Annotated in this window: 18 protein-coding genes; 5 read left to right on the top strand and 13 right to left on the bottom strand. The window is 63.0% G+C overall.

Features of this window, described 5'->3' with window-relative positions; translation table 11 throughout:
• Positions 1-59: 59 nt before the first annotated feature.
• Both B3P22_RS03375 and B3P22_RS03370 read right to left on the bottom strand, forming a co-directional pair.
• Positions 60-1,829, bottom strand: coding sequence for a sodium:solute symporter family protein (locus B3P22_RS03375; protein WP_197856852.1), 1,770 nt, complete (start codon positions 1,827-1,829; stop codon positions 60-62).
• Between the two features lie 6 nt (positions 1,830-1,835).
• Complete coding sequence (locus B3P22_RS03370) at positions 1,836-2,096, bottom strand: DUF4212 domain-containing protein (RefSeq protein ID WP_037003603.1); 261 nt, start codon at positions 2,094-2,096, stop codon at positions 1,836-1,838.
• Positions 2,097-2,343: 247 nt separating this feature from the next.
• Here B3P22_RS03370 and B3P22_RS03365 point away from each other — a divergent pair, with 247 nt between their 5' ends.
• Positions 2,344-4,479 carry a TonB-dependent siderophore receptor gene (locus B3P22_RS03365; RefSeq protein WP_296269864.1) on the top strand — a complete coding sequence of 712 codons (2,136 nt, stop codon included), beginning with the start codon at positions 2,344-2,346 and terminating at the stop codon, positions 4,477-4,479.
• A 199-nt stretch (positions 4,480-4,678) separates the two neighbouring features.
• On the opposite strand, the gene B3P22_RS03360 is transcribed toward B3P22_RS03365, so the two are convergent.
• The 4 genes from B3P22_RS03360 to B3P22_RS23790 form a co-directional block, all read right to left on the bottom strand.
• Positions 4,679-5,455 carry a hypothetical protein gene (locus tag B3P22_RS03360; RefSeq protein WP_296269863.1) on the bottom strand — a complete coding sequence of 259 codons (777 nt, stop codon included), beginning with the start codon at positions 5,453-5,455 and terminating at the stop codon, positions 4,679-4,681.
• Between the two features lie 144 nt (positions 5,456-5,599).
• The gene (locus B3P22_RS03355; RefSeq protein ID WP_296269862.1) at positions 5,600-5,902 is read right to left on the bottom strand and encodes a hypothetical protein; all 303 of its coding nucleotides are present in this window, start codon (positions 5,900-5,902) and stop codon (positions 5,600-5,602) included.
• Between the two features lie 52 nt (positions 5,903-5,954).
• Positions 5,955-7,298 (bottom strand): cell envelope integrity protein CreD, encoded by a 1,344-nt coding sequence (creD, locus tag B3P22_RS03350; protein WP_296269861.1) that lies wholly within the window; start codon positions 7,296-7,298, stop codon positions 5,955-5,957.
• 179 nt (positions 7,299-7,477) lie between these two features.
• Positions 7,478-7,900 (bottom strand): phage infection protein, encoded by a 423-nt coding sequence (locus tag B3P22_RS23790; RefSeq protein WP_296269860.1) that lies wholly within the window; start codon positions 7,898-7,900, stop codon positions 7,478-7,480.
• A gap of 250 nt (positions 7,901-8,150) precedes the next feature.
• Here B3P22_RS23790 and B3P22_RS03340 point away from each other — a divergent pair, with 250 nt between their 5' ends.
• Positions 8,151-9,782: a VRR-NUC domain-containing protein gene (locus B3P22_RS03340; protein ID WP_296269954.1), complete on the top strand. Its 1,632-nt coding sequence runs from the start codon at positions 8,151-8,153 to the stop codon at positions 9,780-9,782.
• On the top strand, positions 9,779-12,079 hold the full coding sequence (locus tag B3P22_RS03335) for an ATP-dependent DNA helicase (RefSeq protein ID WP_296269859.1): 2,301 nt from the start codon (positions 9,779-9,781) through the stop codon (positions 12,077-12,079). The genes B3P22_RS03340 and B3P22_RS03335 overlap by 4 nt, the downstream gene beginning before the upstream one ends.
• Before the next feature lie 53 nt (positions 12,080-12,132).
• On the opposite strand, the gene B3P22_RS03330 is transcribed toward B3P22_RS03335, so the two are convergent.
• Positions 12,133-12,435 (bottom strand): YciI family protein, encoded by a 303-nt coding sequence (locus tag B3P22_RS03330; protein WP_275547496.1) that lies wholly within the window; start codon positions 12,433-12,435, stop codon positions 12,133-12,135.
• A gap of 111 nt (positions 12,436-12,546) precedes the next feature.
• Here B3P22_RS03330 and B3P22_RS03325 point away from each other — a divergent pair, with 111 nt between their 5' ends.
• Positions 12,547-13,035, top strand: a complete 489-nt coding sequence (locus B3P22_RS03325; protein WP_197856845.1) for a DUF2569 domain-containing protein — start codon at positions 12,547-12,549, stop codon at positions 13,033-13,035.
• 232 nt (positions 13,036-13,267) lie between these two features.
• On the opposite strand, the gene creC is transcribed toward B3P22_RS03325, so the two are convergent.
• The 5 genes from creC to B3P22_RS03300 form a co-directional block, all read right to left on the bottom strand.
• Positions 13,268-14,689: a two-component system sensor histidine kinase CreC gene (gene creC / locus B3P22_RS03320; protein ID WP_296269858.1), complete on the bottom strand. Its 1,422-nt coding sequence runs from the start codon at positions 14,687-14,689 to the stop codon at positions 13,268-13,270.
• Between the two features lie 3 nt (positions 14,690-14,692).
• On the bottom strand, positions 14,693-15,373 hold the full coding sequence (creB, locus tag B3P22_RS03315) for a two-component system response regulator CreB (protein WP_296269857.1): 681 nt from the start codon (positions 15,371-15,373) through the stop codon (positions 14,693-14,695).
• A 265-nt stretch (positions 15,374-15,638) separates the two neighbouring features.
• On the bottom strand, positions 15,639-16,079 hold the full coding sequence (locus B3P22_RS03310) for a CBS domain-containing protein (protein WP_296269856.1): 441 nt from the start codon (positions 16,077-16,079) through the stop codon (positions 15,639-15,641).
• A 141-nt stretch (positions 16,080-16,220) separates the two neighbouring features.
• Positions 16,221-16,730, bottom strand: coding sequence for an ATP-dependent zinc protease (locus tag B3P22_RS03305; protein WP_296269855.1), 510 nt, complete (start codon positions 16,728-16,730; stop codon positions 16,221-16,223).
• Between the two features lie 81 nt (positions 16,731-16,811).
• On the bottom strand, positions 16,812-18,053 hold the full coding sequence (locus tag B3P22_RS03300) for an HD-GYP domain-containing protein (protein WP_296269854.1): 1,242 nt from the start codon (positions 18,051-18,053) through the stop codon (positions 16,812-16,814).
• Positions 18,054-18,245: 192 nt separating this feature from the next.
• On the opposite strand from B3P22_RS03300, the gene B3P22_RS03295 reads away from it, so the two are divergent.
• Positions 18,246-19,139, top strand: a complete 894-nt coding sequence (locus B3P22_RS03295; protein WP_296269853.1) for an acyltransferase — start codon at positions 18,246-18,248, stop codon at positions 19,137-19,139.
• A 231-nt stretch (positions 19,140-19,370) separates the two neighbouring features.
• Here the strand turns inward: B3P22_RS03295 and fdhA are convergent, their stop codons facing one another.
• Positions 19,371-20,570 (bottom strand): formaldehyde dehydrogenase, glutathione-independent, encoded by a 1,200-nt coding sequence (fdhA, locus tag B3P22_RS03290; RefSeq protein WP_197856838.1) that lies wholly within the window; start codon positions 20,568-20,570, stop codon positions 19,371-19,373.
• Positions 20,571-20,693 lie beyond the last annotated feature (123 nt).

The following is a 20,693-nucleotide window of genomic DNA, read 5'->3' as shown; positions in this document are numbered from 1 at the left end:
TGGAGGCCCGTCTGTCAGACCCTGGACCATCGACAGATGGCGTCAGGCCAGGATTATGCTTAGTGGTTCAGAGCGGCACCAGCACCTTTGGGGGTACGCACGCTTTCCACCAGATCCTGGATTTCCTGCGGCGGCTCGGCGGTGACCATCGATACGCCGTAGGCAACGGCGAAGTTGATCAGGGCGCCGACGGAACCGAAGGAAGCCGGGGAGATACCCATGAACCACTGGTCCGGGGTATTGGGCAGCATGTTGGTTTCCGGAATGAAGAACCAGCCCAGGTAGGTGAAGATGTACAGCAGCGTCACTACCAGGCCGGCGACCATACCGCAGATCGCGCCCTTGTCGTTCATGCGCTTGGAGAAGATCCCCATCATCAGTACCGGGAACAGGGTTGCCGCAGCGATACCGAAGGCCAACGCCACCACCTGCGCGGCGAACCCGGGTGGATTCAAGCCCAGATAGGTCGCCAGCAAGATTGCGCAGGCCATCGATATCCGCGCCGCCATCATCTCGTTCTTCTCGCTGATCTTCGGATTGATCAGCGTCTTGATCAGGTCATGACTGATCGCCGAAGAAATCGCCAGCAACAAGCCAGCCGCCGTCGACAATGCCGCGGCAATGGCGCCCGCCGCGATCAGACCGACTACCCAGCCAGGCAGGTTGGCGATCTCCGGGTTGGCCAGAACCAGGATGTCGTTGTTCACGGTCAGCTCGTTACCGTTCCAGCCACGCTCCTGAGCGGTCGCGGTGAAGGCCGGTGCGGCATCGTTGTACATCTGGATGCGGCCGTCGCCGTTCTTGTCTTCCCACTTGATCAGGCCGGTGGTTTCCCAGGTCTTGACCCACTCAGGACGCTCTTCGTAGGACAGGGCCGGGGCAGAAGTGCCTTCCGGATAGATGGTGGTCACCAGGTTCAGACGCGCCATGGAGGCAACGGCCGGAGCGGTGAGGTACAGCAGGGCGATGAAGATCAGGGTCCAGCCGGCGGACCAACGGGCATCGGCCACGCGCGGTACGGTGAAGAAGCGGATGATCACGTGCGGCAGACCGGCGGTACCGATCATCAGCGACATGGTGAACAGCACCATGTTCAGCTTGTTGTCGACATCCGCGGTGTAGGCAGCGAAGCCCAGCTCACGTACCACTTCATCGAGCTTCTGCAGCAGCGGCACGCCGGATTCGACGTGGTCACCGAACAGGCCCAGCGGCGGGATCGGGTTACCGGTCAGCTGCAGGGAGATGAAGATCGCCGGGATGGTGTAGGCCACGATCAGTACCACGTACTGAGCGACCTGGGTGTAGGTGATGCCCTTCATGCCACCGAATACGGCGTAGGCGAATACCACGGCCGCGGCGATCCAGATACCGGTGGAGTTGCTCACTTCGAGGAAGCGCGAGAAGGCAACACCGGCACCGGCCATCTGGCCGATCACGTAGGTCACGGAGATGATCACCAGGCAGATCACCGCAGTCAGGCGCGCGCCACGACTGTAGAAGCGATCACCGATGAAATCCGGCACGGTGAACTTGCCGAACTTGCGCAGGTAGGGTGCCAGCAGCATCGCCAGCAGCACGTAGCCGCCGGTCCAGCCCATGAGGAATGTGGAGTTGGCATAACCGCCGGCGGCAATCAGGCCCGCCATGGAGATGAAGGATGCAGCGGACATCCAGTCAGCGGCAGTCGCCATGCCGTTGGTGACCGGATGCACACCACCGCCGGCGACGTAGAACTCTTTGGTGGAGCCGGCACGCGCCCAGATGGCGATGCCGATGTAGAGCGCGAAGGACGCGCCTACGAACAACATGTTGATTACGAATTGGCTCATGACCGCTTACTCCTCGACGCCAAATTCTTTATCGAGTTTGTTCAGTCTCCACGCGTAGTGAAAAATGAGCCCGATGAAGAAGAGGATGGAGCCTTGCTGCGCGAACCAGAATCCGAGGTCGGAACCGCCAACGGAGATTCCCGCGACCATCGGGCGCAGGATCATGGCGAATCCGTAGGAAACCAGCGCCCAGACGATCAGGCTCCAGGTGATGAGCCGCACGTTGGCCTTCCAGTAGGCCGCGGCATTTGCTTGTTCAGAAGTCATAGACGCCTCCGGTTATTGTTATTCTGATGCAGCTTCAAGCTAGCAGCAGGCCAGCACCGTCCGACAGATAGACATTGGTAGTAGCCGCATCACGACGTTTCCAACACTGATCTCGAACAGCAAAACCGTAGAAGAGAAATGGCGGCTGAAAAGTTTACGAATAAGATAAAAACTCATTTGATAGCGATTCTCTAAAACACTAGAATCCCGGGCCCTCACCTACCCCTACGCCCCAAGGATTCAAACCATGCGACGCCTGGTCGTACCGCTTCTCGCCCTACCCGCTCTCGCCAGTCACACCGCCTTCGCCAGCACTGAAAACGACACGCCGCTGGCTCTGCAAGAAATGCAGATCACCGCCCCCAGCGAGCAGGCCGACGGCCCGGTGGATGGCTACCGGGCCAGCCGCTCGGCCAGTGCCACCCGTACCGATACGCCGATTCACGAGATTCCCCAGTCGATCAGCGTGGTACCGGCGCAAGTGGTGCAGGACATCGGCGCAGTGCGTCTGGAGGATGCGCTCGACTACGCCGGCGGCGTGGAGCGCGGCAACAACTTCGGTGGCCAGGGTCTGACCGAATTTCTGATTCGCGGCTTCAACAGCCAGGAGTTCTACCGCAACGGTTTCGCCGTCAACCGCGGCTACCCGAACATGCCCGACGCCAGCACCATCGAGCGCATCGAAGTGCTGCGCGGCCCGGCGGCCATGCTCTACGGTCGCAGCGATCCAGGCGGCACCTTCAACATCGTCAGCAAGCAGCCGCAGGCCAAGCGCCGCACCGTACTGGGCAGCCAGGTCAACAGCGAGGGCTTGCGCCGCGGCACGCTGGACACCACCGGTGCGCTGGACGAACAGGCCGCCTTCACCTATCGACTGAACCTGGTGGCCGAGGGCGGCGACAGCTTCCGCGATGACGTCGAGAGCGAGCGCTACAACGTCGCCCCGGTGCTGCACTGGCAGCTCAACGAGGACACCGCCGTCACCCTCGAAGGCGACTACCTGCACAACCGCCATCCGCTCGACCGTGGCGTCACCCGCTACGCCAACCAGCAGGGCAAGCTGCCGCGCGATCGCTTCCTCGGCGAGGAAGCCGCCGGCAAGCTGACCAACGCCAATGCCACCACCCAGCTGCGCATCGAACACCTGCTCAACGACAGCTGGACGCTGCGCGGCGGCGTGCAGTACCTGGATGGCGAGCTGTCCGGCGGCGCCGTGGAGAACAACAGCAACGCCTACCGCGGCCTGGCCGCTGGCAGCAGCGTGGTCGGGCGCAACTACAACGAGCGCTGGCTGAACTGGAACGACGTCAATGCCCAGGCCAACGCCGAAGGCAACTTCGACCTTGGCGGCTTCGCCCACACCCTGCTGGTGGGTGTGGAATACGACAAGTTCAACTACAACTCGCTGATCATCCGCTCGCCAGGCGGCAACGCTTACCCCATCGACCTGTACAACCCGGTACATGGCCAGCCGCTGCCCGGTTTAGTCTCTCCTCCGACCACTCACGATGCCGAGACGCTGAAGTCTTACGCCTTCTATCTGCAGGACCAGATCGCCCTGACCGAACGCCTCAAGGCGCAGGTAGGCGCGCGCATCGAGCGCTTCGAGCAGAGTTATGTGAACAAGCTCAACCGCAGCGGCAGCTGGGATCAGGCGCACAATGCAGTCTCGCCGCGCTTCGGCCTGATCTACGACCTCACCGACGAGCTGGCGGTATTCGCCAACACCTCGCGCTCGTTCAAACCCAACCGTGGCGCAGATCGCCTGGGCAATGCCTTCGATCCGGAAGAAGGCGTCGCTCATGAAGTCGGTATCAAGTACGACATGGCCGACCGCGACCTGAGCCTGACCGCGGCGGCGTTCCATATCGTCAAGGAAAACGTGCTGACCGACGATCCGGTGGATACCTCTCGCAAAATCGCCGCTGGCGAAGTGCGCAGCCGCGGCTTCGATATCAACCTGGCCGGCAACATCACTCCGCAATGGCGGGTGATCGGCGGCTATGCCTATGTCGACGCCGAAGTCACCGAAAGCACCAGCGCCACCATGCCGGTGGGCTCGCGCCTGGCCAACGTGCCACGGCACAGCTTCAACCTGCTCGACACCTACGAGTTCGATGGCGGCCCGCTGGCCGGCCTGGGCCTGGGCATCGGCCTGAAGTACGTCAGCGAACGTCAGGGGCAGACCAGCAACGACACCTTCGATATGGACGGCTACGGCCTGGTCGACCTGCTGGCCTACTACCCGCTGACCGAGAACGTGCGCCTGAACCTCAACCTGAACAATGTGTTCGACAAGCACTATGAAGAGCGCGCCTGGAACGTCTGGTCCTACCCGGGCGAACCGCGCACGCTGCAGGCGGGAATTTCGGTCAGTCTGTAAAGCCGAGCGCCAGGGGAACGCGGTTCACCCTGGCTTGTCACCTCGTAGCCCGGATGCCATCCGGGGATGGCTCGGCACACCATTCCCGGATCAAATCCGGGCTACATACCGTCACCTACGACGCTATCTGCCTTCAGGCGCAGACCAGGCGGATAAGGTTTTGCCGTAAAGGGATGGCAAGAGCGGCGAATACATGCCTTCAGAGCGGATCGGAGACCAGTTCGATCGGCAGCAGATAGCGGTCCTCAGCAAACTCGATGGGCAACTGATAGCGATGGGAGTTTTCCTCGACGGTCTGGCATTCGCCGTCGATCAGCGCCATACGCCGCTCGACACGCGTGTTCTTCAGCAGCAGATCGCGATACCCGCCGTGCCCAACCCGGTCGGTGATGATGAGCACGCCCTTGGTTTCGCTGAACGCTCCGCTGCAGTTGGTATCCCACTCGCCTCCAGCCGTTCTCACCGGTAACTCGCTCAACAATGGGCGCAGGCTATCGGTGTCCAGCTGGTAAAGATCGAGCCGGGTTTCATAGAACGGATTGGGCCGCGAACTGCCGCGCCGCGATATCCGCACACCGAATGCAATATCGTCTGCGCGCAGGCGATAAGGCGCGGTATCGAACCTCAAATCCTCGATAAAAACCGCATCCCAATCCAGCCGATTGGGCTCGACCAGGCGCACCAGGAAACGCTGCCTGGCGCTATCGAACACCAGCAATTCCAGGTCCGTTTCCCCGTAGCCATCGTGTTCGGCGCGCACCAGCGGCATCGCAAGCAGGGTCAGTTGAGGCCGCGCCGGCCAGACCTTGCAGATGCTGCGCTCGGCGTCCACACGATAGCGCCCGCGCTGGTCTTCCAGCGCATGGCCCGGATGGGCCATCTCGATCCAGGCCGGCAGGCGCTGGCGGCAATCGTCAGCCAGTACGGCGCCGCTCAGCAGCAAGCAGCCCAGGGCTGCGGCAAATAAAGTTTTCATCCTTGAGAGCCTCCGGTTCATCCCGGCGCGAGTCTACGCCGCTAACTGCCCACTGCCCATGACGGCCATCGCGAAACAGCCAGGCAATGCGCAGCGCCAGCAGATGCCCGGCACGCGTATCCTCGCGCAAACCGATATGCCCGCTCATACCCGATACCACAGGCGCATGAAGCCCAGCGCCAGCAGCAGGCCGACCTGGCCCAACGCCGCGCACAGCGACAGAAAGGAACGCAGCGTACCGTTGCTCTCAGCGTTCTGGATGCCGGTCAGGGCACTCCAGCAACCCTCCGGCAGCACCATCAGGCTTAGGCTTGCGAGCGGCTTGCCGGTCAGCAACAGGCCGTCGATCAGATTGAACCAGCCGCAGAACATCAGGCCGATGAGGATCATCACCGCCACCACCAGACCGAGCCCAAGGCAGGCGGAAAATTGCATGAGAAGACGCATGGGGATCACCTCCGACAAGAGGCGCGGCTTGTAGTGACCGCGCCATTCAGATTCAGGCCTGCGCAGCGCTGCGGCCGACGCCGTACCAGTCCAGTTTGCGGGTCAGCACCATCACGCTGCCGAGCACGCCGAACACCAGCAGCGAGCCCATCAGCAGGGCGTAGTCCTCGGCGTTGAGCAGGCCGTAGAGCATGGCGTACAGCGCGGCCAGCAGGCTGCCGAAGCCCAACCCGCGCCGCCAACTGTGCAGCACGAAACTGACGTAGAACCCGATCAGAGCGACGCAGGCGCTGGCAGACAGACCGTAGGCCAGGGCGAAATCCAGATGTTCGGAGAGCGACAACAGCAGCAGGTAGAACAGCGCCAGCGACAGGCCGACCAGGGCGTACTGCACCGGGTGTACGGCCAGGCGCTTGAGCACCTCGAAGAGGAAGAAGGTGGCGAAGGTCAGGGCGATGAACAGCAGCGCATACTTGATCGCGCGGTCGGTCTTCAGGTACTGGTCGACCGGGTCGACGAAGCTCACCCCGAAGTTGCGGCCAAACAGCCCCTGGCAACGCTCGCTGCCCACGCAGTCACGCAAAGCCTCCTCCAGATTGGTGGCGAAGAAGCTGGTCTGCCACTCGGCCGTGAAACCCGCAGCGCTGATCTCACGGCTACTCGGCAGGTATTCGCCGACGAAGCTCGGGTGCGGCCAGTCGGAGTTCAGCTTGACCCGGCTGTCACGCCCGACCGGCACTATCGAGAGCTGCTCGGTGCCCTGCAGTTTCAGATCAAAGGCGAACTCGAGCGTCTGCCCACCCTGCGCATCCAGAGCAGGGAGCGGTGCATGCACGCCGGCGCCGAAGTTATCGTCCCCGCTGCCCGGTGCGAAACTCAGGGTCTGGCCGTTCAGGCGCAGTTGCAGGTCGTTGCTGATACCACGGATATCGCTGATGCCGACCGAGAGGAAGGGTTTATCGAAGCGGTAGAAACCCAGGTCGTCGCCCAGTCCGAGGCGTGCCGGCAGGCGGAATTGACCGCTGACCTGGCTGTCGCTGCGGTACAGGCGCGCTTCGTAAATGCCGCGCGCTCGCAGCTCGGTGCCGACCGTTCCTTCGAGCACGAAGCGCTCCGGCAGGAAATACAGGCGGCCGCGACGCTGACGCTCCTCGCTGTAGCGCTCGCCGGTCTTTTCGTTGGTCTTCCACTCATGCGTGGTCTTGATATACGGCAGCACCAGGATCGGCCCGGTGATCTGCTGGCGGTAGCTGGAACTGCGAGCGATGTCCTGCAGCACCTCATGGCGTAGGCCCTGACGTTCGTCGACCAGGCCATCGATCATCAGCAGGGGAATCATCAGCAGCAGAATCAGCAGGGCGATGGCGCCCAGCTTGAAGCCCAGGGAACGGCTCATGGTACGGCTCTCCGTAGCGAGTGAAGGTACGGCAGAGTCTGGGTAGCGGCGGTGGGTGGCGTATGGGGCGAGCGTGGAGATTGTGTGGAGAATGGGTGAAAAAGAAAGGGCGCCGATTCGGGGCGCCCTTCCTAACTGCTATGCGGCATACGACTGCTCCCGCGTGATGGATGACCGGATCAGCCGATACGGCTGGCACCTACGCGGTCGGCGCCATCTGCGGCAACGCGGTTCAGACCAACGCGGTCAGCGCCATCTGCGGCTACGCGGTTCAGGCCAACGCGATCAGCACCGTCTGCGGCTACGCGGTTAAGACCCACACGGTCAGCACCACCTTCGGCTACGCGGTTCGGACCAACACGATCTGCGCCACCTTCGGCGATACGGTTCAGACCAACGCGATCTGCGCCATCTTCGGCTACGCGGAAACGCTCCAGAGTACGCTCGGCACCGCCTTCGGCGACACGATTGATGCCTACGCGATCAGCACCATCTTCGGCCACGACCGGAGCGGCGGACTGTTGCGCGGAGATCTGTGGCAGAGCGAATACACTGGCCGACAGGGTGGCGATAACGAGGCTGGCGAGGATTTGCTTTTTCATGATCGTTCTCCTTAAGAGGGGGCAAGTAACTGGCTACGGTTGTCATGTTACGCACGCCCCAGAACGGCAAAAGGCACATCTCGGGATAGTGACCATCGACGCCGTCGATACCCGAAAAAAGCGTTTATCGATCAGCCAGATAGCCATCAGAAAAAGACCAGGCGGCATCACCCTCGCCTTCCGTCTGCTCGGCAGCTTCGCGGGCGAAAGGCACTGGCATCTGTATAAAAAACCAGTGAAACTTCGCAGCATGCTCGCCCTCGACGCCCCCGAACTCTATTACCTGGCCAATTTTCGCAAGGCTCTCGACTGGCTCGACGCCCATCACCGTGACCTGATGGACGATGCCGAGCGCGCCTTCATCGTGGAATTTCTCCAGCTGCCATTGCCCGCCCAGGCGCTGCTGGTGCGCCTGGTGATGCGCAAGGGCGTGCACTTTCGCGTCAGCAAGCTGCGCTATGCGGAGATCGGCGAAATCCAGAATGCGGCTGCACCACTGCTGGTGCTGGGCTGGCTGATCGACTGCGCGGCTCTGAGTTTCGACGAGCTGGGCGCCCTGCTGCTCAAGGACGAACTGGCCACGCATTTCGCCGCCAACCTGCCACGCGGAGCGTTGAAGAAAAGCGAGGCGCTCGACCACCTGCGCGAGCTGCATGTCGAACCGCGCAGCCTGGCCGACTGGTGTCCGCAACTGGACGAGCGCCTGCTGAGCCTGGCCATCGGTCCGCTGTGCGACCGCCTGCGCCTGATGTTCTTCGGCAACCTGGCGCAGAACTGGTCGGAGTTCGTGCTGGCCGATTTGGGCATCTTCCGCTACGAGCAGGTGCCGATCACGCCGGGCTCGCGCGGCTTCCGCAACCGCCGGGATGTGGATGACTACCTGCATCTGCGCGCCTGCCGCGAGGCCTTCGAAGCCGGCCTGCCTGTAGCCGAGGTGCTGCAGCAGCTCGGGGATTTTGCCAGCGACAACCCGCATATCGGCGAGCGCTACCAACGCCTGCTGCTGAAAATGGCGCAACAACTGGAACGCGCCGGCGAGCTGGAATCGGCGCTGACGCTGTACCGTGATACCCGCGCGGTCGGCTCGCGGCAGCGGCAGATTCGCGTGCTCGAGCGCCTGGGCAGCGATGCCGAGGCGCTGACCCTAGCCGAACAGGTGATCGAGGCGCCACACAACGCCGAAGAAGCGCAACTGGCCGAGCGGGGGCGCACCCGCCTGCGCAAACGCCTCGGCCTGGCGCCAGCGGCCAGGGCGGCGAAGCTCAGCGAGAATCGTCTCGATCTGTGCCTGCCGCGCGCCGCCAGCGTCGAACTGGCAGTGGCCCTGCACCTGGCCGAACCCGATGCGCCCGTGCATTACGTGGAAAACACGCTGATTTGCGGGCTGTTCGGTCTGCTCTGCTGGGAAGCGATCTTCGCTCCCCTGCCGGGTGCCTTCTTCCACCCCTTCCACACCGGCCCGGTGGATCTGCACCGCGCCGACTTCCATGCGCGGCGCGCTCCACTGTTCGCCACCTGTCTGGCACGCCTGGACGACGGCAGCTACCTCGAGGCCATGCGCCGTACCCACTCCGAGAAGTTCGGCATCCAGTCGCCCTTCGTGTTCTGGGAGCTGCTCGACGCCGAGCGCCTGGAACAGGCACTGGCCTGCCTGCCGCCGCTGCACCTGGGCGCCTGGTTTCGTCGCCTGCTGGCAGACATCCGCGAGAACCGCGCGGGCATGCCCGATCTGATCCAGTTCTGGCCGGCCGAGGGGCGCTACCGGATGATCGAGGTGAAAGGCCCCGGCGACCGCCTGCAGAACAACCAGAAACGCTGGCTGGCCTTCTGTGCCGAGCACGGCATGCCGGTCAGCGTCTGCTATGTGGAGTGGGCCGAGTGAGCCTGCGCGTCGCCGTGCGCGAGCTGTGCGAGTTCACCGCCAAGGAGGGTGATCTCGACCTACGCTTCACCCCATCACCCACCGCCGCCGAAGGCATGGCCGGGCACGCCACGGTGGTTGCGAGGCGCGGCCCGGATTACGTCTCCGAGCTGCCGCTGATTGGCGAATTCGAGGGGCTGACGGTCAGCGGCCGCGCCGATGGCTTCGACCCCGAGTTTCGTCTGCTGGAAGAGATCAAGACCCACCGCGGCGACATCTCGCGCATCCCGGCTAACCACCGCCTGCTGCACTGGGCGCAGGTCAAGGTCTACGGCTGGCTGCTGTGCCAGGAGCTGGAACTCGATGAGCTGGACCTGGCGGTGGTCTACTTCAACGTGATCACCCAGCAGGAAACGGTGTTCCGTGAGCGCCACAGCGCCGAATCGCTAGGTGAGTTCTTCGCCCTGCACTGCCGCCGCTATATCGATTGGGCGCGACAGGAACAGGCGCACCAGCAGGCACGCAATGAGGCGCTGGAGAATCTGAAATTTCCCTACGGCGAGTTTCGTCATGGCCAGCGGCAACTGGCCGAAGCGGTGTACCGCGCCGCGCGCGACGGCCACTACCTGCTGGCGCAGGCCACCACCGGCATCGGCAAGACCCTCGGCACCCTGTTCCCGCAGCTCAAGGCCATGCCCGGCCAGCAGCTCGACCGCCTGTTCTTCTTGAGCGCCAAGACGCCCGGCCGGCGCCTGGCACTCGATGCGCTGCAACGCCTGCGCGAACCCGACACACCGTTGCGCGTGCTGGAGCACGTGGCCCGAGACAAGGCCTGCGAACACCCGAGCAAGGCCTGCCATGGCGACTCCTGCCCACTCGCCAAAGGCTTCTACGACCGCCTGCCGACTGCACGCAGCGCGGCGCTCAAGGAACGCTGGCTGGATCAGCAGGCCGTGCGCAATATCGCCATCGCCCATGGCGTGTGCCCCTACTACCTGAGCCAGGAGCTATGCCGCTGGAGCGACGTGGTGGTGGGCGACTACAACTACTACTTCGACCTCGGCGCGCTGCTGCACAGCCTCACCCTGATCAACCAGTGGCGCGTCTGCCTGTTGGTGGACGAAGCACACAACCTGGTGGAGCGCGGGCGCGGCATGTACAGCGCCGAGCTGGATCAGGCGCGCTTCAAGGCCATGTGCCGTGACGCGCCGAAACGCCTGAAGAGCGTGCTGGACCGGATCGACCGCCACTGGGATCAGCTGCACCGCGAGCAAGAGGTGCCCTATCAGGTCTACCCGCTGGCGCCGGACCTGCTACTGGCCGCTCTGGGCAAGGCGGTCAGCGCCATCACCGACCTACTGACCGACCAGCCCGAAGGCAATGGCGGCGAGCTGCTCAGCTTTTATCTGGACGCCATGCTGTTCTGCCGCCTGGCGGAAAGCTTCGGCCCGCACTCGTTGTTCGACATCAACCGCGATGAGGCCGTCAACGGGCGCAGCTATTCGACCCTGTGCATCCGCAATATCCTGCCGGCGCCCTTCCTCGGCCCACGCTTCGAAGATGCCCACAGCGCCACGCTGTTTTCCGCCACCCTCAGCCCCAGCCACTACTACCTCGACCTGCTCGGCCTGCCGGAAGAGACGCAGTGCCTGGACGTGGCCTCACCCTTCAGTGCCGAACAACTGCATGTGCAGGTGGTGCGCAACCTATCGACCCGCTACCAGCACCGCGACGCCTCCCTGGCGCCGATCTGCCAATTGATGGCGCGCCAGTACGCCGAACGCCCCGGCAACTACCTGGCCTTTTTCAGCAGCTATCAGTACCTGGAACAGGTGCTTCAGGAGCTGCGCCGCGATCACCCGCACATCCCGGTGTGGACGCAATCGCGACAGATGGACGAAGCGGCGCGCCAGGGCTTTATCGAACGCTTCCAGATCGGCGGCCGCGGCATCGGCTTCGCCGTGCTCGGCGGCGTTTTTGGCGAAGGTGTCGACCTGCCCGGCGAACGCCTGATAGGCGCCTTCGTCGCCACCCTCGGCCTGGCCCAACTCAACCCAATCAACGAAGAAATCCGCCAGCGCATGGACGCCCTGTTCGGCAATGGCTACGACTACACCTACCTCTACCCCGGCCTGCAAAAGGTCGTGCAAGCCGCCGGCCGGGTGATCCGCACGCCGGAAGACCAGGGCGTGCTCTATCTGATCGACGACCGCTTCGCCCGCCCCGAAGTCCGCCGCCTGCTCCCAACCTGGTGGCAGGTGGAGCTGCTGCGCTTACCGCTCAAAGCCCCCACACCCGAACCACAACCTCTCCTGTAGGAGCGGATTTATCCGCGATCAGTGCGGCAAGTCCTAGCGTTGGTGATGCTGAGCTAGCGGGCAAACTGCGCGACAGGAAAGAGCTTGATCTCCCGCACCTCTACTTTTTCCCAGACTTTCCCCAGCGTATAGGGATCATGATCAAGCCAATGTTCAAGTGCATCTCTGCTGCCAAACTCGACATGGGCAGAAGAGCCCACCATACGGCCCTCTGCATCAAGAATCGCCCCACCGCTGAGAAACGTACCGGCCGCCGTCATTTTCTTTAACCCGTCCAGGTGAGCTTCTCGGTGCTCCAGACGACGAGACAATGCATCCGGGTCGGTAAAATCGAATGCCGTCACTACATATTGCATGCGTTCTCCTTGGTTTACGTCAGCAGGTATCCTAGGTCGAGCACAGCGAACCCAGGCACCAGCAGAGCGGGTGTCCATTCATAGTCAGACATGCATCACAAGGATGTAAACATGAGCGATAACGCAAAATTAAAGGGATTGGGTGGCTGGTTGATTCTGGTCGGGCTCGGCCTGATCATCACGCCCCTGCGCATATCCATCACCTACGGGCCGATGTTCTATTCAGTATTCACTGACGGAACCTTCGAAACGCTGACCACTCCCGGCACCGAGTACTATCACTGGCTGTGGGCGCCCCTGCTGGTCTTCGAAGCCATCTTCAATTCATGCATGCTGATTGCGTGCGCACTTCTGCTTTACCTGTTCTTCACAAAACACTATCTCTTCCCAAAGGTCTTTATTGCCACGATCCTGATTTCCCTAGTCTTCATTCCCTTTGATGCCTGGTTAGGCTCGCTCATCTTTACCGACGAACCTGTATTCGATCCGGACACGACCAAGGAATTTGCACGCACCTTGTTCAGCGCCGTTATCTGGGTGCCTTACATGCTCGTATCGAGACGAGTCGAAGCCACGTTCGTGAAGGACATTCCCGAATAGATCGCTCTCACGGCTGGGTGGGAACGAAGACCTCGACGCTACAGCACTGACCAGCAGGCAGCTGCATCTCCGAACGAGTGAGCGATGCAGAGAGTCGTGAGACGGCTCTCACGCTGGAGCGTGGGCGCTATCTAATTTCTGCGCTGGGCAGCCCTCGTGGGAGGCGCTTTAGCAGCGACAGGTTTATGCATCGGTCGCGGCAAAGCCTACCCCACAGCAGCGCCAGCGTGCCCTAGATGGGCAGCGTCAGGCTCACTTCAACGCCACCTTCGACATTGCCGATATGCAATTCACCTCCATGCAGCTCGGCCACTTCCTGCACGAAGTTGAGGCCAAGCCCGGTGCTCTTGCGCCCGCCGTTGGGGCGCGGCAGGGAATAGAAGCGCTCGGTCAGGCGGGCCAGGGCGTAGTCGGGGATGGCCTCACCCTGGTTGAGCAGACGCAGAACGATGCGCTCGCCCTGCGGTTCGGCGCAGATGCGGATAAGCCCTCCGGGCGGCGTGAAATCCAGGGCGTTGTCCAGCAGATTGGCCAACGACTGGCGTAGCAGAAAGCGTTCGCCACGCAGACTGAGGCCGGCTGGCAGCGAGTGTTCGATCTGCAAATTGGTAGCTGTGATGCGCGCCTGCTGCGCCTGCAACAGTTCCTCCACCAGCGGCGCCAGCGGTACCGCCACGCGCTCTTCCAGACCCTGGCGTTGCTCCACCTGGGCCAGGTGCAGCAGGCGTTCGATCAGGTTCTGCAGGCGCGCGCTTTCCTGCTGGATATTGGCCACGAAGCGCTGGCGCTGTTCGGTGGGCATGTCGCCGTCGAGCAGTTCGGCGGCGCCACGGATGGCCGCCAGCGGGCTTTTCAGTTCGTGGGTCAGGGTATGTACGTAACGCTCGACGTAGGCCTTGCCTTCCAGCTCGGTGCGCATGCGCTCGACCGCCTGGGCCAGTTGTGCGAGTTCGCCGCCACGTACCTTCGGCGCCTCGGCGCGCTGGCCTTCGCTGACCGCCTGGGCGTAGCGGGTGAGTTTGCCCAGCGCGGCGCTGAGCCACCAGGACAGCGCCGCGCCGATCAGCAGGCCAAGGCCGATCAGCCCGGCGCCGAGCCAGCTCAGACGGTTTTGCGAGCGTTCGATATAGGGCAGCAGGGTGCGGTTGGGTTTGGCCACCGAAACCACGCCGATGATGCGCTCGCCATCCCTGATCGGCGCCGCCACGTACATCACCGAGGAATCCGGGTCGTCCGGGTCTTCACGGGTCGAGCGCGCGCCATACTGGCCGCGCAGGGTCAGCAGTACGTCATTCCAGCGCGAATAATCCTGGCCCACCGCCACACCAGACGAGTCGAGCAGGACGATACCCTGGGCGTCGGTAACGTAGATGCGGTGGTTGACCTCGGCCTTGGTCACGCCCCAGATGCTCGCCTGCGGCTGACGCCGGCCATAGGCTTCAAGTGCCTCGTGCAGGCGGCCCTGGCCGAGGGTGCCGGACTTGAGGTCGTCGCGCAGGATCTCGGCCAGCAGGTTGGCGGTGTCGACCAGGGTTTCCTCGGTGCTCTGGCGCACGCCGGGGCGAATCTCGTCCATCACCGTGCTCAGCACGAACCAGCCGGCCAGCCCGACGAAGAGGAAGTAGACGAGGAAGATGCGTACGCCCAGAGGCATGATTCAGAGCTCCGGCTCGTAGCTGTAGCCCAGGCCGCGATGGGTCTGGATCGGCTCCTCGGCTGCGGCGATGGCGCGCAGCTTGGCGCGCAGGCTCTTGATATGGCTGTCGATGTTGCGCTCGTAGCCGGCTTCGCTGGCGACGCCGAGGGCATCGAGCAGTTGCTCGCGTGAATAGACCCGGCGCGGCTGGCCAAGCAGCGTGCGCAGCAGGCGAAATTCGTGGCGGGTCAGGCTCAGGGCCTGGCCGTGGTAGTGAATGCGAAAGGCGGCATCGTCGATCTGAAAGACGCTGGGCGCGCTGGCTGTCGGCATCTCACGCGGCGCTACGCGCTTGAGGATGGCCTTGACCCGCGCCGCCACTTCACGCGGGCTGAAGGGCTTGACCACGTAGTCGTCGGCGCCGATTTCCAGGCCCACCACACGGTCGATTTCCTCGCTGCGCGCGGTGAGGAAGATCACCGGTACTTCAGAGAAACGGCGCAGGCGCTTGCACACTTCGAAGCCGCTGATATCGGGCAGACCAACATCGAGAATGGCCAGGTCGAAGGTGCCGTTCTCCAGCAGCGTCAGCGCCTCGCCGCCGAGACTCGACCAATGGGTGGCGAAGCCTTCGGCCTGCAGGGCATAGACCAGCGTGTCGGCAATCGCGGCTTCGTCTTCGACTATGAGTATCTGCGGCATCGGGCGTCCTGCACCTGTGGGGCGACGGCGGCAGACTGCCGGGGGCCGCGGCGGGCGTCAAGCGAGGCATTAGGTAGCCTGCCAGGGGGAAGTTGGCGGGTTGCACCCGCCCTACACGACAAGCGCCGCTGCGACTGCATGGATGCAGGAGGTAGAACGAAGCAGGATGCCAGAGTCGAAAGCGCCTCCCGTGAGGTTTTCGTAGCCCGGATGGAATCCGGGAAATCGTGCCACTCGTTCCCCGGGTTGCATCCGGGCTACGCGCTTATGGAATCTCGCCGCGGATGTACTGCTCCAGCTGACGGATCAGGTCGGCCTGTTCGGCGATGGTTTCCTTGACCAGGTCACCGATCGACAACAGGCCGATCAGCTCGCCTTCGGCCAGTACCGGCAGGTGACGCAGGCGACGCTCGGTCATCAGTTCCATGCAGTACTGCACGCTGTCACGCGGGCCGACGCTGACCACATCGCGGGTCATGATTTCGCTGATCCTGGTGTTGAGCAGCGAGCGTTCGGCCAGCGCCACCTTTCTCACGTAGTCGCGCTCGCTGACGATGCCGACCAGACGCCCGCCGGAGAGCACCAGCAGTGCACCGATCTTTTGCTCGGCGAGGATGCGCAGCCCGTCCAGCAGCGAATCCTCACTGTCGACGCTGTAGACATAGGCGTTGGCTTTATTGCGAATGACCTCTGCGACGGTTTTCATGCGGCGGCTCCTTTCGTTGTTATCCGTTTTTAGCAGAGTTGGCCGCCGCGGTCAGCCTCGTTCAAGGCCCAATCGCCCAGTATCGTGCGTAAGCCCTCGTCCGGCTTGAGCAATGGTCCCTCGCGAGATACGCCGCTTAGCTCAGCATTGCGGACGTTCGCGGGTGTAACGCTCCGCCGGGTCCACGGCCACGCCAAGATCGCGCATGGCACTAGCACCGATCAGCAGCGGATAGCTGAAGGTGCTGCGATCGGTCAGGTTGACCTCGATGGTGCGCTCCTCCTCGCCCAGGCAAATCGGCATTTCGATCACCGGACGTTGCGAGTAGGCGACTTCCTTGGTTTCGGCATCGCTCTCTTCGGCGCGCTTCTTGATCTCGGCGATGCGCACCAGCGGATGTTCGTAGATCGTATCTTCGGCACCGTCGACGGCCAGGCGGAAGCGCACCCAGTCCTCACCATCGCGCTCGAACGGCTGTATGTCCTTGGCCGACAACGAGGCGGTCATGGCACCGGTATCCATCTTGGCCTTGAGGGTCTGGCCGAGGGCGGGGAGTTTGATCAGCTCGTAGCGGCCGTAAAGGTCTGGTTGTTCATCGGCCATGGCCGGCAGGCTGATCGCAGCAGCCAGCAGAAAGAGGGCGTATTTCAAGGTCGGCACTCCTGTGCAATGGAAGTCCCGTTATCCGACTGCCCCTGTCCTGCGGTGTTCCCCGGCAAGGATGACAAAGCGTTACGGCCGGGCTCGCTGCACAGGCATGCCGCTCCAGAGTTCGTCCAGATGTTCGAAGCCCCAGGCCGCTGCCGACTCGCGCCCGACGATGCGATCCTGTGCGTTCGCTTTGCTCAGGTCGATCACCACCGGCGGAATCTGCACTTTCGACTTGGCCAGGAAGAACGCCTTGACCTTGGGCACCAGCAGCGACTTGGCATTCTGCTCCAGCACGACCGCAAGCCGGCCGCTTTCCAGACGCACCAGCGCCCCCACCGGATAGATGCCGACCGTCTTGACGAAGGCCTGGAATACCGCCTCGTCGAAATGCCCCTTCCACTCGGCCATCTTGCGGATCGACTCGGCCGGGTCCCAGCCCGGCTTGTAGGGCCGGTTGGAGGTGATGGCGTCGTACACGTCGCAGACCGCGCCCATTCTAGCGAACAGACTGATCTGCTCACCCTGCAGGCCATACGGATAACCACTGCCATCGATCTTTTCGTGGTGATGCAGGCAGACATCCAGCACCAGGGCGCTGACATGCTTGCCGGCCAGGAGGATCTCGCCGCCGGCCTCGGGGTGACGGCGCACCGCCGCGAACTCTGCGTCGCTAAGCTTGCCGGGCTTGTTCAGCACCTCCTGATCGATGGCCATCTTGCCTACGTCATGCAGCAGGCCGGCCAGGCCGGCCTCGCGTACCGCCCCCTCGCCCAGACCAAGCTGCCGCGCGAGGGCGATCATCAGTGCGCAGACCGCCACCGAGTGCATATAGGTGTATTCGTCGGCATGCTTGAGTCGCGCCAGGCTGATCAGGGCATTGGGGTGGCGCATCACCGACTCGGAGATTTCCTCCACCAGCGACTCGGCTTGCTCGAAATTCAGCGCCCTGCCCATGCGTGCATCGCCGAACATGCTCAGCACCGCCTGCTTGGAACGGGCGCAGAGCTTGGCGGCGCGCTCCAGTTCGGTATCCATCGATGCACTCAGCGCGGTACTACGGGGCTGCACCGCTGCCATCAGCGTCGCCTCGACCTCCTTCTGCGCCTCTGCCTCGGTGCTGACAACGGCACCGGCCTCGACATCCAGGCCCTTGCTGACGTCGATCCACAACTCACCGATGCTGCTGGCGCGGATACGCTGCAGATCCTGTGGTGAATTGAGAAGAAATTTCGACTTCCAGAATGGATGGTCCATCCATGACCCGCAAAATTCCTGGACATACATGCCGATGCGCAGATCGGCTACCGCAATGCGTTTCAACATCGAGATAATCCAGAGCAAGTTGGTGGGAGCGCTCGAGCGCGTCACCTTGGAATCGACGAGCAATCCCCTTAAGTTCCACACCGATCAGCATCACGCTTTTCGCAATAAATGGCCATATGCCACTAGTCGCAATTTTGAGCCAGATTCTTCAGTTGCTTATGATGGCCCCTTCGCGCCCGCCAAGGAGTTGATATGCGTCCCCTGCTGACCGGCCTACTCAATATAGTCCTGCTGCTGAGCAATACCCTGTTGCTGATCGGCCCCCTGCTGCTGATCGCCCTGGCCAAGTTCGTGCTGCCGGGCCAGGCGGCGCGCGATACCTGCTCACGCGGGGTAATGTGGGTCGCCGAGTTCTGGGCGGAGAACTGCAAACGCATCTTCGCCCTGCTGACCCCGACGCATTGGGACATCCGTGGCAATGCCGCACTACGCCCCGACCGCTCCTACCTGGTGATCAGCAATCATCAATCCTGGGTCGACATCCCGGCGCTGGTGCAGGCGTTCAACCGCAAGACGCCCTATTTCAAGTTTTTCCTCAAGCAGCAGCTGATCTGGGTGCCCTTTCTCGGTCTGGCCTTCTGGGCGCTCGACTACCCCTTCATGAAGCGCTACTCCAAGGCCTTCCTGCAGAAAAACCCGCATATGAAGGGCAAGGACCTGGAGATCACCAAGGCCGCCTGCGAGAAGTTCAAGCGTCTGCCGGTGACCGTGGTCAACTACCTGGAAGGCACCCGCTTCACCCCGGCCAAGCAGGCCCAGCAGCAGTCACCCTACCGCTACCTGCTCAAGCCCAAGGCCGGCGGCGTGGCCTTCGTGCTCGCCGCGCTGGGCGAGCAGATCGATGCCGTGCTGGACGTGACGCTGGTGTACCCCGCCAGGCAGGTACCAGGCTTCTGGGCGCTGCTCAGCGGCCAGGGGCCGAAGGTGATCATCGATATCCAGACCCTGGAACTCGATCCGGCGCTGTACCTGGGTGATTACGAGAATGATCCGGCCTTCCGCCTGCGGGTGCAGGACTGGGTTTCGGACCTCTGGCTGGCCAAGGACAAACGCATCGAACAGCTGCGCGGCGAAAACCCTGGCTGACTGATAGCGGACGCGTTCGGATCGTCGAATGCGCCACGGCTCGATAGTCGGGCGAGCGGCGACAAGGTCCGCAGCAGATTGCCGCCCACAACAAAAAAGGGAGCCCGAAGGCTCCCGAAGAAGAAGGCGCGGACCAATGCGCCTGGCCGTAAACCTATCCGCGACGCGCGCAGCGCGCCGCCAACGCAAACACGCGTGGCCCGCGACAGCGCCGGGCCACGCAGCTGGGCATTACGCCGCGCTGAACATCTTGTGCGGATCGATGACGAATTTCTTCGGCACGCCTGCGTCGAACTCGCCGTAACCGCGCGGTGCGTCGTCCAGGCTGATCACTTGCACGCCGACCACTTCGGCGATGTTGATGCGGTCCCACATGATGGCCTGCATCAACTGACGGTTGTACTTCATGGTCGGAGTCTGACCGGTGTGGAAGCTGTGCGACTTGGCCCAGCCCAGACCGAAGCGAATGCTCAGCGCGCCCATCTTGGCAGCGGCATCGACCGCACCCGGGTCTTCGGTCACGTACAGGCCGGGGATACCGATCTTGCCCGCGACGCGGGTGATCTGCATCAGCGAGTTGAGCACCGTGGCCGGAGCCTCGTGCTTGACGCCTTCGTGGCCATGACCACGGGCCTCGAAGCCCACGCAGTCGATGGCGCAGTCCACTTCCGGTTCACCCAGCAGCGCGGCGACCTGCTCGTGCAGCGGGGTGTCCAGCGACAGGTCGGCGATCTCGAAGCCCTGCGCCTTGGCGTGCGCCAGACGTGCCGGGTTGAGGTCACCAACGATGACCACGGCAGCGCCGAGCAGGCGAGCCGAGGCAGCAGCGGCCAGACCGACCGGACCGGCGCCAGCGACGTATACGGTGGAGCCTGGGCCGACGCCAGCGGTAACGGCGCCGTGGTAGCCGGTCGGCAGGATGTCGGACAGGCAGGTCAGGTCACGGATCTTCTCCATGGCCTTGTCGCGATCCGGCAGTTTGAGCAGGTTGAAGTCGGCGTAGGGCACCAGCACGTATTCGGCCTGGCCACCGGTCCAGTCGCCCATGTCGACGTAGCCGTAGGCGCCGCCGGCACGCGCCGGGTTGACGGTCAGGCAGACGCCGGTGTGCTGTTCCTTGCAGCTGCGGCAGCGACCACAGGCGACGTTGAAGGGCACGGAAACCAGGTCACCGATCTGCAGACGCTCGACGTCGCGGCCCTTCTCGATCACCTCGCCGGTGATCTCGTGACCCAGCACCAGGCCGACCTGAGCGGTGGTACGACCGCGCACCATGTGCTGGTCGGAGCCGCAGATGTTGGTGGAAACGACCTTGAGGATGACCCCGTGCTCGATCTTCTTGCCGCGCGGATCCTGCATTTTCGGGTAGTCAATCTTCTGTACTTCGACCTTGCCTGCGCCGAGGTAAACCACACCGCGATTATCAGACATATGAAATCTCCTTTCTTCTTGTGGATACAAAGGCGCGACGTCAAGTCACGCGGGCCTTGTAGCGGAGTAATGAGCGTCTTTATCGGCACCCGCCGTTATTGGGCAGGACGGGTGTCGATGGTC

Origin of the sequence: Pseudomonas sp. UBA6323, from assembly GCF_002439135.1 — a bacterium.
Lineage (GTDB): Bacteria > Pseudomonadota > Gammaproteobacteria > Pseudomonadales > Pseudomonadaceae > Aquipseudomonas.
This window is presented reverse-complemented; position numbering and strand designations above follow the sequence as displayed.